The following is a 14,055-nucleotide window of genomic DNA, read 5'->3' as shown; positions in this document are numbered from 1 at the left end:
GCTGACCCCCGAACCGGCGGTGCCTCAAACTAGTTCGGTGACAGCTCCAGAGGACCGCCGTAAGCGCTCACACCGGGTACGCGGAGCTCTGGCCAACCGCTCGACCACCGGCGTACCGTCTCAGGTCCGGCCACCTCACGATCGGAGGGCGTGAATGGCATCTTGGCTGCTCCGCGCCCAGTGGACCCACCGTGACGAGTCCGTCGAGCACCGCGCGCTGCGCGTGGGCCGCACGCTGACCGCGGTCGCGGTGGCGTTCCCCGACGTACACGACTGGACCCAGGACGAACGCTGGGGCTACCACGTCCTCGAGGCCGACGCTGCGACCCCGCTCCAGGAGATGGTCGAGGCGACCACCAAGGTCCTCGCGAACGGCTCCAGCACCACCCGCCTGCATCTGCAGAGCACCGGCGAGCTGCCCTGGCTGTTCGACCTTTCAATGGGCGGCACGCTCACCACGGTCTCCGACCAGCTCACGCTGCACTGGAGCGACGAGGACGCACTCGCGCAGTCCGAGCGGTTCGCCCAGGTCCTCCGCGCGGTCGTGACGATCTGGGAACCGCAGTGGGCGAGCATCGCCGACACCGAGCTCGCCGCCGCGGCCGGGGTCTTCCGCCGCGGTATCCCGATGATGGGCTGGCTCACGTACGTCCGCGGCCTCGTGGCTGGTGCCCACGGCATCGACATCACACTGACCCCGTTCGAGCGCGGGACGCTGCTCCAGGCCCCTGTCGCCCCTGCCGATCTCACTCCGGTCCACATCTGCGCCGCCGCCGCTTTGGTCGGCATCGCCCCCGAGGAGTAGGCCGCTCACTCGGTCACAACGACGTGGTGATCCCACCGCGCTAGCTCCGCGGCACTCGGTACCTGAAACTGGGCGGCGAACTCGACCAACTCCTCCCGGCTGATCGCGAACGTCCCGGCCGGCAACGCCGCATTACGCGCGTGGAGCCGCTCCCACAACGCATCCAACGGCAGATCCAGTACGACGATCTCCGCGCTCGCACCGAGTTCGTTTGCCCGCTCCCGGAACAGGTCCCGCTCGGTCTCGGACCAGCACCCGTAGTCCAGGATCACGCTGACACCCAGCGTCAACGCCCGAGCCGCCAGCCCCCAGAACAGTTGCGACTCCAGCACCCAGCGCCGGCCGTTGACCTCACTCACCCCGAGCAAGGCCTCCATCCACTCATCCGGCGTGAACCGGAGCGCCGTCCGCTCAACCTCCAACCGCCGCGCCAACGTCGTCTTCCCCGCCCCCGGCAACCCTACGATCAGCACCATCGCCGCACGCTCCATGCGCAGACCCTACGCATCCGGCTGTTGATGTTGGCAACGGGTTTCCCGAGGTTCGGCGGTGGGCAAGCGTCCTACACAACCCGCCCCACGGAGGACCCGCCTATGCTCATCAGACTCCTGACCTGCTCAGCGCTGCTTCTGGCCACTGTCTCGGCACCCGCGGCCGCCGACGCCCCGCCGTCGGATCCGGCTCGCGCCGAGCTTCGATCGATCGTGGAGAACGTGAGCGGCGCCACCGGCAAGCGGTACGCGGTGCACGACGACGCTGGACACGTGATGGACACGGTCAAGATCATCCAGGACGCGACTGGTGGTTACCTCGCCGTCTCCCATCATCTGGCGGCCGACGGCCACTTCCGGGTCAACCTCGCCACCGACCTACTGAACTGGCACTGGGTCCGCGAGCTGGCGGGGAGTGACACCGGGCCGGCGTCGCAGCCGACGATCGCCCAGGCATCGACCGGCGGCTTCGTGATGGCCTGGGAGCAGGAGCAGCCCGGAGGTGGCAACAACCACCTCGCCTTCCGCTACTTCGCCAGCCGTACCGACCTGCTGGCCGGCCAGGTGACGCGGTCCTTCGACGCGCCCCGCCAGTTGTCGTCGTGCGCCGAAGGTACGCCGAACATCTACGGGATCACCCTCTCCCCCGATATCGACCATTCGACGATCGACATCGGTGGGCACTACTGGTGGAACTGCGACCGGGACAGGCAGCAGCGCGGACAGCTGACCAACTTCAGTTCCTGGAGTACAGCGGCGCAGCCGAACTACGACAACGCCCTGCTGTACTGGGGTGTCGGTGGCAACATCGGCGACCGCGACCAAGCCGTCTTCCGCGGTTTCAGCTTCGGTCTGATCGAGGGCCAGTACACCAAGGGCGACTTCGGCTCCTGGCGCACGTTCGTGTACGACTGTCAGACTGGCAACGCCGATCAGACCAGTATCCGGACCGACGGCGGCAGCACGGCCTTCGCGAATCCGACCGTGACTGCTCTGAACGCGCCGAACGGGCAGCCTGCCATCGTGGTCAGTCTGTTCATCCCCAGCGAAGGCGCCGCCGCTGGTGAATCAGGCGAACTCATCTACCACCAGACCTACTGAGCCTGGTCGGAGGCCGTCAACGCGACCTGTGTCCGAAACCTTCAAGACACCAGACTCCGCACGAGTGACGATCGACAGATGCCACCCACTCGAGACAGCACCACAGCCTCAGATCTGACGACCCTCATAAACGTCGGGCAGGCCGTAGCCGGCTACCTGCAGCGGGCCGATATCACCGAAGTCCGCCAGCTCGCCGGCCGCGACCCGGTCGACATCTACGACACCATCTGCACGGTCGACGGACGCCGCCACGATCCGTGCCTGCTCGACACCATCATGTCGGCCGTGGACCAAGCCAACGGCAACCCCGCTCGCCCATGGTGGACCTACACTCCCACCCGCAAGCAACTGCTTGGTTGAGAACCATCGGGGCAAATGTTAAGGGCCACCCCGGTGGGGTGGCCCTTAACAGTGTGAATGTCCGGCGGCGTCCTACTCTCCCACGATCTCCCGATCGCAGTACCATCGGCGCTGTCGGGCTTAACTTCCAGGTTCGGAATGGAGACTGGGTGTTTCCCCGACGCTATGGCCACCGAAACTCTATAGAAATATCAACCAACCATCCTGCCAAGCCACAAACCCTCCCGCCGGCGTGTGCCGGGCCTGGGGGTCTGGTGGGCTGGGGGTTGACCGTATTTCGGGAACCGTACAGTGGACGCGAAGACTTCTCTCAGTTACGTAGCGCAGTCTATCTAGGGGCTTGTTACCCACCAGGGGTGGGTGTGTGTGACAAGCCCTCGGCCTATTAGTACCAGTCAGCTCCACACGTTGCCGTGCTTCCACTTCTGGCCTATCAACCCAGTGGTCTACTGGGGGCCTTACCCGGTTAACCCGGTGGGAGACCTCATCTTGAAGCGTGCTTCCCGCTTAGATGCTTTCAGCGGTTATCACTCCCGAACGTAGCCAACCAGCCGTGCTCCTGGCGGAACAACTGGCACACCAGAGGTTCGTCCACCCCGGTCCTCTCGTACTAGGGGCAGCCCTTCTCAAGTCTCCTGCGCGCGCAGCGGATAGGGACCGAACTGTCTCACGACGTTCTAAACCCAGCTCGCGTGCCGCTTTAATGGGCGAACAGCCCAACCCTTGGGACCTACTCCAGCCCCAGGATGCGACGAGCCGACATCGAGGTGCCAAACCATCCCGTCGATATGGACTCTTGGGGAAGATCAGCCTGTTATCCCCGGGGTACCTTTTATCCGTTGAGCGACGGTGCTCCCACATGCCACCGCCGGATCACTAGTTCCGACTTTCGTCCCTGCTCGACATGTCTGTCTCACAGTCAAGCTCCCTTGTGCACTTACACTCGACACCTGATTGCCAACCAGGCTGAGGGAACCTTTGAGCGCCTCCGTTACCTTTTAGGAGGCGACCGCCCCAGTCAAACTACCCACCAGGCACTGTCCCTGATCCGGATAACGGACCAAAGTTAGACAGCCAGAACAACCAGAGTGGTATTTCAACGATGACTCCACCCGAACTGGCGTCCGAGCTTCACAGTCTCCCACCTATCCTACACAAGTTGTACCGACCACCAATACCAAGTTGTAGTAAAGGTCCCGGGGTCTTTCCGTCCTGCTGCGCGTAACGAGCATCTTTACTCGTAATGCAATTTCGCCGAGTCCAAGGTTGAGACAGCGCCCAAGTCGTTACGCCATTCGTGCAGGTCGGAACTTACCCGACAAGGAATTTCGCTACCTTAGGATGGTTATAGTTACCACCGCCGTTTACTGGCGCTTAAGTTCAAAGCTTCGCCGGCCGAAACCAGCTAACCTGTCCCCTTAACGTTCCAGCACCGGGCAGGCGTCAGTCCGTATACATCGAATTACTTCTTCGCACGGACCTGTGTTTTTAGTAAACAGTCGCTTGGGCCTGGTCTCTGCGGCCATCACCGCGTCGGTGAGCAAGTCACCTAACGGATCCGGCCCCCCTTCTCCCGAAGTTACGGGGGCATTTTGCCGAGTTCCTTAACCATGGTTCACTCGATCGCCTCGGTATTCTCTACCTGATCACCTGTGTCGGTTTGGGGTACGGGCGGCTCTAACACTCACTGCGAAGTTTTTCTCGGCAGCATGGGATCATCCACTTCCCCTAAACGGGTCCGCCTCGGCTCTCAGGCACATGAGACACGGATTTGCCTATGCCTCGCCCTACCACCTTGCCCGCGGATCAGCTTGCGCCTACCATCGCCGCGGTTGGACTACCCTCCTGCGTCACTCCTCAATGCACCTACTACCACCTCGGGTCAAACCGTCCACCACTCCGCCCGAAGGCATCACGGCTTCTGGTTCTTAGCATCAGCGGGTTCGGTCGGGTCGTGTTAATGCCGGTACGGGAATATCAACCCGTTGTCCATCGACTACGCCTGTCGGCCTCGCCTTAGGTCCCGACTTACCCAGGGCAGATTAGCTTGACCCTGGAACCCTTGATCATCCGGCGGACGGGTTTCTCACCCGTCATTCGCTACTCATGCCTGCATTCTCACTCGTGCAGCATCCACAACTCCATCACTAGGCTGCTTCACACGCTGCACGACGCTCCCCTACCCATCCACACACCTGGACACCAACCAAAGGTCAATGCCTGGTACGAGTGTGAATGCCACAGCTTCGGCGGATTGCTTGAGCCCCGCTACATTGTCGGCGCGGAATCACTTGACCAGTGAGCTATTACGCACTCTTTCAAGGGTGGCTGCTTCTAAGCCAACCTCCTGGTTGTCTGGGCAACTCCACATCCTTTTCCACTTAGCAATCGCTTAGGGGCCTTAGCTGGTGATCTGGGCTGTTTCCCTCTCGACTACGGAGCTTATCCCCCGCAGTCTCACTGCCGCGCTCTCACTTACCGGCATTCGGAGTTTGGCTGATTTCGGTAAGCCGGTAAGCCCCCTAGACCATCCAGTGCTCTACCTCCGGTAAGAAACACGCGACGCTGCACCTATATGCATTTCGGGGAGAACCAGCTATCACGGAGTTTGATTGGCCTTTCACCCCTATCCACAGGTCATCCCCCAGGTTTTCAACCCTGGTGGGTTCGGTCCTCCACGCGGTCTTACCCACGCTTCAACCTGCCCATGGATAGATCACTCCGCTTCGGGTCTAGAGCATGCGACTAAAGCGCCCTATTCAGACTCGCTTTCGCTACGGCTACCCCACACGGGTTAACCTCGCCACACACCACTAACTCGCAGGCTCATTCTTCAAAAGGCACGCCGTCACACCCCACAAGGAGATGCTCCGACGGATTGTAGGCAACCGGTTTCAGGTACTATTTCACTCCCCTCCCGGGGTACTTTTCATCTTTCCCTCACGGTACTAGTCCGCTATCGGTCACCAAGAAGTATTTAGGCTTAGCGGGTGGTCCCGCCAGATTCACACGGGATTTCAAGAGTCCCGTGCTACTTGGGAAAACACTCAAGAGTCACTGTCTTACGCCTACAGGGCTATAACCCACTACGGCTCAACATTCCAGAAGATTCGACTTCAACAGCGATTTATAACTCTCCGGTCTCACGGCATTAAGACCCGAATGCTCCCACAACCCCATATACGCAACGCACGCCGGCTATCACACGCACATGGTTTAGCCTCATCCGCTTTCGCTCGCCACTACTCACGGAATCACTATTGTTTTCTCTTCCTGCGGGTACTGAGATGTTTCACTTCCCCGCGTTCCCTCCAGAACCCTATGTGTTCAGGCACTGGTAACTGGCTTTAGAATGCCAGCTGGGTTTCCCCATTCGGACACCCCCGGATCACAGCTCGGTTGCCAACTCCCCGGGGCTTATCGCAGGCTCCAACGTCCTTCATCGGCTCTTGGTACCAAGACATCCACCGATTGCCCTTAGTAGCTTGTCACAAAAACAAACAACAAAAGACAAAATTACGCTACAAAGAGATGCTCGCGTCCACTATACAGTTCTCAAAATACGGGCAGGAACACCAGCCCCTAAACCACCACACACATGATCGAGAACACCATCCAGGGAAACAACACACCCATCAAGCGAACCCACCAGCAGTTTGGTGAGAGCCGGCCCCAGCCACCCACCACACCAGAACCAACCCAGTGTGGCTGTGACCCAGAAAAACCAGATCCAACCCCCCAGACATCACGTCCAGTGAGCCGGGCCCGATTTCTCAGGACCCAACAGCGCGCCTCGGCCCTTCACTCTTCGCTGCTCCACGTTCCACACCCACAAGTGGGTAGTACTAGCTTCACTGCTCGAGATCCTGGCCTAATGGTCAATGTTCCACATTCCGAAGCACCGTCGCCCTGGAACGGACGTCCAGGAAACGACGAGTAGACACCAGACCCTTGCGGGAACCTGGCGTCAATGCTCCTTAGAAAGGAGGTGATCCAGCCGCACCTTCCGGTACGGCTACCTTGTTACGACTTCGTCCTAATCGCCAGCCCCACCTTCGACGGCTCCCTCCACAAGGGTTAGGCCACCGGCTTCGGGTGTTGCCGACTTTCATGACGTGACGGGCGGTGTGTACAAGGCCCGGGAACGTATTCACCGCAGCGTTGCTGATCTGCGATTACTAGCGACTCCGACTTCATGGGGTCGAGTTGCAGACCCCAATCCGAACTGAGACCGGCTTTTTGGGATTCGCTCCACTTTGCAGTTTCGCAGCCCTTTGTACCGGCCATTGTAGCATGCGTGAAGCCCTGGACATAAGGGGCATGATGACTTGACGTCATCCCCACCTTCCTCCGAGTTGACCCCGGCAGTCTCCTATGAGTCCCCACCATAACGTGCTGGCAACATAGGACGAGGGTTGCGCTCGTTGCGGGACTTAACCCAACATCTCACGACACGAGCTGACGACAGCCATGCACCACCTGTATAGGACCCTTACGGACCCCGCATCTCTGCGAGATTTCCCTATATGTCAAACCCAGGTAAGGTTCTTCGCGTTGCATCGAATTAATCCGCATGCTCCGCCGCTTGTGCGGGCCCCCGTCAATTCCTTTGAGTTTTAGCCTTGCGGCCGTACTCCCCAGGCGGGGCGCTTAATGCGTTAGCTGCGGCACGGAGGACGTGGAATGTCCCCCACACCTAGCGCCCAACGTTTACGGCGTGGACTACCAGGGTATCTAATCCTGTTCGCTACCCACGCTTTCGCTCCTCAGCGTCAGGTAAGGCCCAGAGAGCCGCCTTCGCCACCGGTGTTCTTCCTGATATCTGCGCATTCCACCGCTACACCAGGAGTTCCGCTCTCCCCTGCCTACCTCTAGTCTGCCCGTATCGGAAGCAGGCTCGGAGTTAAGCTCCGAGTTTTCACTCCCGACGTGACGAACCGCCTACGAGCCCTTTACGCCCAATAATTCCGGACAACGCTCGGACCCTACGTATTACCGCGGCTGCTGGCACGTAGTTGGCCGGTCCTTCTTCTGCAGGTACCGTCACTCTCGCTTCGTCCCTGCTGAAAGAGGTTTACAACCCGAAGGCCGTCATCCCTCACGCGGCGTTGCTGCGTCAGACTTTCGTCCATTGCGCAATATTCCCCACTGCTGCCTCCCGTAGGAGTCTGGGCCGTGTCTCAGTCCCAGTGTGGCCGGTCGCCCTCTCAGGCCGGCTACCCGTCGAAGCCTTGGTAGGCCATTACCCCACCAACAAGCTGATAGGCCGCGAGCCCATCCCCAACCGCCAGAACTTTCAACCACAAACCATGAAGCCTATGGTCATATCCGGTATTAGACCCCGTTTCCGAGGCTTATCCCAAAGTTGAGGGTAGGTTGCTCACGTGTTACTCACCCGTTCGCCGCTCGTGTACCCCCGAAGGGGCCTTACCGCTCGACTTGCATGTGTTAAGCACGCCGCCAGCGTTCGTCCTGAGCCAGGATCAAACTCTCCGTTGAAATCTATATGTCAACCACAACCAAAAGGCCGCGGAAAACAGACCCACAAAAAGTGATCCTTTGAACATCAGAAACAAATCAAACTGACTTGAATCCAGAAAATATTTCAAAGGAATCCGACACAGACAACAAACAACCCCCACCAAAAACCCAGAAAGGTCCCTGGCAGAACATCATCCGAAGCCCATGTACGGGGTTAATGCAATTTCGGCATTGACTTTCGGCACGCTGTTGAGTTCTCAAAAATCGGACGCACACCGCGCTTCAGACTTTCGTTTGAAGCTCCGGGGCAACTCGCCTAACTTTACTGTTTCGTCCGGGGCCGGTCAAATCGGCCTCTTTCGTCCCAGTCCCCCTGCGTGGCTCAGTGACCGAAACCCGCCGAGGCGTGTTTCGGCTTCCGAGACCTTCAGGGAGTTTGTCGGAGCTGCCGGCCGCTTTCGCGTCCCGCGCCTCGCTCCAACAAGAAGAACATTACTGACATTCGCGGTGCAGATGCAAATCGAGGTCCCGGACCCTGTCCGGGCTCCCTGTGCGCCCTCCTCGACGCCGGCCAACCGGTGTCGAGACGAAGCAGTGGTCGTCCCTCTGGTCACATCACTCACTCACGTCTCCGCGAGCGACATCTCCATGATGCCGCACCACACAAGCGGTTTGCCGCCGGGCCATCCACAGGCACCGCCACCACACCGTCGTACGGCCGCTCCCGGCACAACCGTCGTACCAGGAACTGAACAGGTGGGAGCCGGTCAACCGACTCCCACCTGTCACGTAACGCACCGCCCAGCAGACGCCTCTCGGCGAGTGGCCGCTCGTAGCGGCTTAAGTTGGGGCCCGGGGTCATGAACCGAGCGGCATCAGATGTAACCGGGCCACCCCAGCTCCTATTCCCGCGCGCAGGCGAGCTCCGCGCCCTCCTGCTGGAAGACCAGTCCGCCGTCGCGTACCTCGAGCTCGGTGCCAGTGCCGACCGCGAACCGCGTCGCCGACCGCGGCATGAAGCGCAGCGGCGGCTGACCGTCGAACGTCACCTCCAGGCCGCTCCCCCGCCGCTCGATCGTGAACGCCATCCTGCCGTCCAGTCGGTACGAGCCGACAAGGTCAGCCAGCACCTCGTCAGCCGGTAGATCCGGAAGCTCGACGTCCTGCGGGTACTCCTCCCAGCCGTATGCCGACGCAATAGCGGCGAACGCGCTCATGACCACCCACGAGCCGTTGTCACCGTTGGTCATGACGACGGCGCCTTGTCCGGTGTCGCGATACGCCAGCAGATGACAGCGGAACCCCGCATTGCCGCCACTGTGTCCAAACCGCTGCCCAGTGTCGTCAAGGAAGAACCCAAGTCCCAGATGACCCAGCCCACCGATCCGCTCGCTTGCAGCGATCTGGGACGTGAGCATCTGCCGGGCTAGCTCGGGCGACAGGAGTGCGTCGTCGGTCCCGGCGTACGTCCGCTGGACACCGATGGCCAACTTCGCGAGGTCCGTCGGCGTCGTCCAGAGGCCCGCGGCGGCCACCTCTGGGTAAGCGTGCCATCTGCTGTCGAGCGGGCAGCCGAGTTCGTCGTGAGCGGTCGCTGCTCTCGCGTGAAGCTCTGGTGGAAGCGGCTGCGCGTAGTCGCTGTCAGACATGCCGAATGGTTCCAGCACGAGCTCACGGACCAGTTCGCAGAACGGCGTGCCTGTCACGTCCTCGAGTAGCTGCTGCATGACGATCGTGCCGCCGCCGGCGTACCTGAACTGCGTCCCAGGGATCAGGTCGACCCGGACGCCGAAGGTGTTCGTCGGGCGCACGCCGTCGAGGATCTGCACTGTCGTCGGCAGCGCATCGTCATGGCGATATCCAGGGAACCCATGCACTGTCAGGCCCGCAGTGTGGCTGGCCAACTGCCTCAAGGTCACGACCGGTTGCCAATAGCCGGTCGGCGGGACCTGCCATGACGTGAGCTTCCGATTCACGTCCTCGTCGAGGTCGAGCAATCCACGGTCGACCAGCCTGAGCATCGCCAGTACGGCGACCGGCTTGCTGATCGAGGCAGCCTGGAACAACGTGTCCGGCGTGACGGCCGCAGACCCGCCGGCCTCCACCAGACCGGCCGTCCCGGTCTGATGGATCTCACCGTCCTCGAATACCGCCCAGCTCGCGCCGGGCACCTTGAACTCCTCGAGATCCGTCTCGATCCCAGCGCGCAGAACGTCCACGTTCCCTCCCTCGACTCCGTGGTTCAGAGCCTCTGGGAGGGAACGGTACGGCGGACGCGGTTCGCCGCGAGAAGGGCTTATCTCGACGGCTCAGGCGCGTTGCAGTCGATCTTCGGATTGGCACCGATGTAGTTGAGTGGGCCGGCGACGATGGTGACCAGCGTCGTGCCCACCTTGGCGCACGTCGCGTCTGATCCCGCGAAGTAATTCCGCTGCGTGGCGGCCGCCAGGCCGATGAGCAGCCAGATGACAAGAACGATCGTGATGGTGCGGGAACGAGTCGTAGAGGCTCTACGAGTGCGCATATCCACCTCCTGGTTGGGCGCACCCCCGTGTGGACCGTCCCAGCCGGTGCCCGCCGAAGTCCCGGCGGAAACTCAGATCTCGCGGAACTCGTAGTACGGCTTGATGTGCTCGTTGACGTACGCACCGATACTCGACGCCGCGAGGAGGGCCGCGTACGTCGGCTGCGGCACCTCGTAGTACTGGTACGTGTAGCCGTTGACGTACTCGAGCTCCAGCGTGCCGTCGGACCAACCGACCGACCGCACGCTCGACGAGTTCACCAGGCGTCGCCTCATCCGCAGCTCCTCTCGGTACGTCGTGCTGCGCCCGCCAGTCTGCACCGTCCATCAATGCGCCGGTGATCGCTCCGGATCCTCGGTCTCGAGGCGTGCCAGGGCGCGGGCCAGATCGCCGAGCGCCGCGTTGAGCTGGGTCAACGCCGATTGGTCGAGCGGTAATCGGCGGTGATCCAGGCCCAGGTTGGCCGCGAATCTGACCCGGGCGTCGGGCGACGCCTGACTGAGAAAGGTGTCGAGAGCATCCTGGAGGTGCGGGCTCGGCACCATCTCCGGTCTCTCACGCCATTTGGTGACCGTGCGTGGCGAGATGCCGAGCTGGTCGGCGAACGCCTCGTTGGTCAACCGCAGCGCCGTACGCAGGGCGTGTGCGTGCCGGCCGGTCCATTCTTCGATGACTGTCATCGCTGTCACTCCTTGCGTGTCGATCACTCCCTGCACTGAGGATATGGCGATCAAGTCACCGTCGGCGGGCAGAATTTCTGCCCTGTGGATACCGGTTGAGTTCCTGGTGAGGCCGGCGAACCACCGGTTGACTTCTGCGCATGGACGAGATCAGCGGTAGAACCGCGACGCTGCTGCGGACCCCGCGACGGCGTCATCTGAAAGTCGCGAACAAGTCCGGGCCACGCTGCTTCCAGCTGGTCCGTCACGTCGACGTCTCCGGCATCAGCGGTACGGGCGTCGTCGCGGAGGGAGTCGAGTGGTCCGACGGGACGGTCGCCCTGCATTGGGGCGGACGTTATCCGACGACCACGGTCTGGCCGGACGGTGTCGACGCCCTCCTCAGCATCCACGGTCACAGCGGCGCGACCGTCATTCGCTGGCTGGACGAATGAGCATGCGCTCCCGATCTCGGTGGGGCGGGCCTACCCTGCAGCCAGCCCGCCTCACCGGCCTACTCCGAATAGAACTGCTCTCGGTACTCGCCTTGGGCGTCCTTGGCCGACTTCGTCGCCGACCCGTTCAAGTCGGTCCTGGCGGCGCCGGCCCTGGTGCTGTCCTTGGTTTGCTGGGCATCGGCGTGCCGCGGGACGGTCCTCTGCTGGGACTCGTCCGTCGGGCTCGCGCCGTCTGCCTGAGCAAGGTCGTCGACCGCGGCGCTGAAGGCGAGTTCGGCGCGGGTCGGCGGAGGACGATCGATCGCTTCCGCGCGTTGAACCGGGGGATCGTTCGCGGCGGCGGACAGCTCGGAAAGAGTGTCGAGGAGGCCGACCGCGTTCTCGACCTCGCCGGGGTGATTGACGAGCCACCAGACCGCGGCCGACCCAGGGGTGGCGAAGACGTCCTCCTTCAGGTACGCACGTTTGTCTTGCTCCATCCGGCGTTCGAGCAGAGTCGTCTGCTCCCGGCGGTGCAGGGCGGCGAGGTGCTGGAGGTGCTTCTGATCCGCGTCCGGCAATCGCAGCCGCACCTCGGTGGCCCAACTGCGCACTTGCCCCTTCTCGTCGAGGGCGGGTTCGCCGAGGAGTGCGGCCAGGCGGTGCTGGTTGAGCGACTCCTCAGTGACCTGCTGTCTCGCGGTCAGGGCGCGAGCGCGCTCGAGCAAGGCATCGACCGCGACCGCACCCAGGTCGGCGTGCCGCGTACCGGACAACACGGTCGACCACTGCACGATCGCCGAGAAGCTGAACTGGAAGTCCGGCGAAGCAGACGGCAGTCGTACGTCGGCGACCGTCCGCGTCGGCGGACCGGAGAAGACCGGCTCCCGATCGGGCAGTACGACGGATGGCGCCGGTGCCGGCTTGGTCACGACGGGACGGGGTTCGTCGGGCTGCTTCCAGACCACAGCCAGCAGGACGAGCAGGACCACAGTGAGCACGACCGCGGCCCATCCCGGCAGACCGACGATGAGCGAAACGACGTACAGGATCAGGACAATCGCGGCAGCGGTCAGGAGGGTATTCCGGTGCAACTTCATGGTGGCGTTCCTTCACCATGTCGGGCGGACGTCAGCAGGTCGGGGAATGCGTACTGGACGGCTTCCCCCGTCCCTACTCCATCCAGGTCACCGGCAACCCAGACCACGGACGCGCCACACGACGTGCCCACCAAAAGTTTCACATGGCTAACCCAAAGTAGTCGCCCCACGCGTGTCGGGCTTGCCCCAGGGGCTACGGCGGCGTTGCCGCGACCAAGACAGCGGTTGGCACCCGGCCGACAATCCTCCACACGGCCGGGCGCCAACCGCATGATCCGACGTCGCCCGGTTCGCGCTCCAGGATCCGGTCCAGGCGGAGGGGCAGTGCGCGGGCGCCGGTCAGCCGGTGAGGGAGCGGAGGGCTCGGCGGGAGGGGGTCAGGAGGACGGGTTTGTAGGGGCAGCGGGCGTCGGTGAGGGTTTCGTAGGCGCGGATGGCTCGGTTGGCGGCGTCCCAGCCTTGTTCGGCCGGGGTGCGGCCGAGGCCGCGGTTGCGGACCAGAGCGCCATAGAAGGCGGAGCAGAAGACGGTGGCCTCGTACCAGCCGATGACGGTGCTGGTGCCGATGTATGTGATGTCGTCCTGGAGGCAATCGCGGATGGCGCGCTGCCACTTGCCGATGCCGGTCTTGCAGCCGTCGGCGATGACCACGCCGCTGGCGATCCCCCACTGGCGGTCCAGGAACCACTCCGCCAGCGACCGCAGCGAGACCTGGGTCTGGCCGTCGGTGGACAGGAAGGAGGGCTCCTCGCTGTGGTCACCGTGTGCCATCACGTGCAGCACTGTCGAGGGGGTGGTGAGCGCGGAGAAGGCGGTCTCGTGGTCGCGGGTGCGGACGAAGTTCACGTCGATCACCGGCTGGTCCCAGCCGGCGTTGATGTTCCCGGTGATCCCCTGGACGAAGGACATCGACGCGTCGAACGAACTGTCAAGACCGAGGTCCACCAGAGTGATCAGCCGATTCTTCATACGCCTATCCCTCCAAGGTGTTTCGATCCCCGCCAGCAACCATGATGAACCACGGATCCGACAGTTGGCGCCCGGTTTGCCGGTGCTGAGACTGGCCGCCTGGCCTTACGACGTACGACGGGATCGG

11 protein-coding genes and 3 rRNA genes are annotated in these 14,055 nt (G+C 62.4%); 4 read left to right on the top strand and 10 right to left on the bottom strand.

The genetic code is table 11. The features are described from left to right. The first annotated feature begins 154 nt into the window (after positions 1 to 154). Complete coding sequence (locus OG876_RS27685) at positions 155 to 805, top strand: hypothetical protein (RefSeq protein WP_328519559.1); 651 nt, start codon at positions 155 to 157, stop codon at positions 803 to 805. Between the two features lie 5 nt (positions 806 to 810). On the opposite strand, the gene OG876_RS27680 is transcribed toward OG876_RS27685, so the two are convergent. Then, positions 811 to 1,281 carry an AAA family ATPase gene (locus OG876_RS27680; RefSeq protein ID WP_328519558.1) on the bottom strand — a complete coding sequence of 157 codons (471 nt, stop codon included), beginning with the start codon at positions 1,279 to 1,281 and terminating at the stop codon, positions 811 to 813. A gap of 117 nt (positions 1,282 to 1,398) precedes the next feature. Between OG876_RS27680 and OG876_RS27675 the strand changes: the two genes are divergently transcribed. Together OG876_RS27675 and OG876_RS27670 are read left to right on the top strand one after the other, a co-directional pair. Beyond that, on the top strand, positions 1,399 to 2,397 hold the full coding sequence (locus OG876_RS27675; RefSeq protein WP_328519557.1) for a hypothetical protein: 999 nt from the start codon (positions 1,399 to 1,401) through the stop codon (positions 2,395 to 2,397). Positions 2,398 to 2,475: 78 nt separating this feature from the next. Continuing rightward, on the top strand, positions 2,476 to 2,757 hold the full coding sequence (locus OG876_RS27670) for a helix-hairpin-helix domain-containing protein (RefSeq protein ID WP_328519556.1): 282 nt from the start codon (positions 2,476 to 2,478) through the stop codon (positions 2,755 to 2,757). Positions 2,758 to 2,816: 59 nt separating this feature from the next. On the opposite strand, the gene rrf is transcribed toward OG876_RS27670, so the two are convergent. From rrf to OG876_RS27635, 7 genes are all read right to left on the bottom strand, one after another. Next, positions 2,817 to 2,934 (bottom strand): 5S ribosomal RNA (gene rrf / locus OG876_RS27665). Between the two features lie 188 nt (positions 2,935 to 3,122). Further along, positions 3,123 to 6,248, bottom strand: a 23S ribosomal RNA gene (locus tag OG876_RS27660). Positions 6,249 to 6,738: 490 nt separating this feature from the next. Further along, a 16S ribosomal RNA gene (locus OG876_RS27655) occupies positions 6,739 to 8,256 on the bottom strand. The 16S, 23S and 5S rRNA genes sit together here, the layout of an rRNA operon. Positions 8,257 to 9,140: 884 nt before the next feature. Next, positions 9,141 to 10,457, bottom strand: coding sequence for a serine hydrolase domain-containing protein (locus OG876_RS27650; protein WP_328519555.1), 1,317 nt, complete (start codon positions 10,455 to 10,457; stop codon positions 9,141 to 9,143). 77 nt (positions 10,458 to 10,534) lie between these two features. Continuing rightward, on the bottom strand, positions 10,535 to 10,762 hold the full coding sequence (locus OG876_RS27645) for a hypothetical protein (protein ID WP_328519554.1): 228 nt from the start codon (positions 10,760 to 10,762) through the stop codon (positions 10,535 to 10,537). Between the two features lie 72 nt (positions 10,763 to 10,834). Further along, positions 10,835 to 11,038 carry a KTSC domain-containing protein gene (locus tag OG876_RS27640; RefSeq protein WP_328519553.1) on the bottom strand — a complete coding sequence of 68 codons (204 nt, stop codon included), beginning with the start codon at positions 11,036 to 11,038 and terminating at the stop codon, positions 10,835 to 10,837. A gap of 51 nt (positions 11,039 to 11,089) precedes the next feature. Next, entirely contained in the window at positions 11,090 to 11,443 is a 354-nt protein-coding gene (locus OG876_RS27635; RefSeq protein WP_328519552.1) for a helix-turn-helix transcriptional regulator, read from the bottom strand. 140 nt (positions 11,444 to 11,583) lie between these two features. Here OG876_RS27635 and OG876_RS27630 point away from each other — a divergent pair, with 140 nt between their 5' ends. Further along, positions 11,584 to 11,877, top strand: a complete 294-nt coding sequence (locus OG876_RS27630; RefSeq protein ID WP_328519551.1) for a hypothetical protein — start codon at positions 11,584 to 11,586, stop codon at positions 11,875 to 11,877. Between the two features lie 59 nt (positions 11,878 to 11,936). Here OG876_RS27630 and OG876_RS27625 read toward each other — a convergent pair whose 3' ends face one another. Together OG876_RS27625 and OG876_RS27620 are read right to left on the bottom strand one after the other, a co-directional pair. Next, positions 11,937 to 12,959 (bottom strand): hypothetical protein, encoded by a 1,023-nt coding sequence (locus tag OG876_RS27625; RefSeq protein WP_328519550.1) that lies wholly within the window; start codon positions 12,957 to 12,959, stop codon positions 11,937 to 11,939. Between the two features lie 339 nt (positions 12,960 to 13,298). Further along, positions 13,299 to 13,928, bottom strand: coding sequence for a hypothetical protein (locus OG876_RS27620; RefSeq protein WP_328519549.1), 630 nt, complete (start codon positions 13,926 to 13,928; stop codon positions 13,299 to 13,301). Between the last annotated feature and the right edge of the window lie 127 nt (positions 13,929 to 14,055).

This window comes from Kribbella sp. NBC_00359 (assembly GCF_036097425.1).
Lineage (GTDB): Bacteria > Actinomycetota > Actinomycetes > Propionibacteriales > Kribbellaceae > Kribbella.
This window is presented reverse-complemented; position numbering and strand designations above follow the sequence as displayed.

Excerpts from the sequence above, each read along its gene's own strand:
- OG876_RS27675 (WP_328519557.1), top strand. The coding sequence starts at position 1,399 with ATGCTCATCAGACTCCTGACCTGCTCAGCGCTGCTTCTGGCCACTGTC.
- OG876_RS27630 (WP_328519551.1), top strand. The coding sequence starts at position 11,584 with ATGGACGAGATCAGCGGTAGAACCGCGACGCTGCTGCGGACCCCGCGA.
- OG876_RS27670 (WP_328519556.1), top strand. The coding sequence starts at position 2,476 with ATGCCACCCACTCGAGACAGCACCACAGCCTCAGATCTGACGACCCTC.
- OG876_RS27680 (WP_328519558.1), bottom strand. The coding sequence starts at position 1,281 with ATGGTGCTGATCGTAGGGTTGCCGGGGGCGGGGAAGACGACGTTGGCG.
- OG876_RS27620 (WP_328519549.1), bottom strand. The coding sequence starts at position 13,928 with ATGAAGAATCGGCTGATCACTCTGGTGGACCTCGGTCTTGACAGTTCG.
- OG876_RS27635 (WP_328519552.1), bottom strand. The coding sequence starts at position 11,443 with ATGACAGTCATCGAAGAATGGACCGGCCGGCACGCACACGCCCTGCGT.
- OG876_RS27625 (WP_328519550.1), bottom strand. The coding sequence starts at position 12,959 with ATGAAGTTGCACCGGAATACCCTCCTGACCGCTGCCGCGATTGTCCTG.
- OG876_RS27645 (WP_328519554.1), bottom strand. The coding sequence starts at position 10,762 with ATGCGCACTCGTAGAGCCTCTACGACTCGTTCCCGCACCATCACGATC.
- OG876_RS27640 (WP_328519553.1), bottom strand. The coding sequence starts at position 11,038 with ATGAGGCGACGCCTGGTGAACTCGTCGAGCGTGCGGTCGGTCGGTTGG.
- OG876_RS27685 (WP_328519559.1), top strand. The coding sequence starts at position 155 with ATGGCATCTTGGCTGCTCCGCGCCCAGTGGACCCACCGTGACGAGTCC.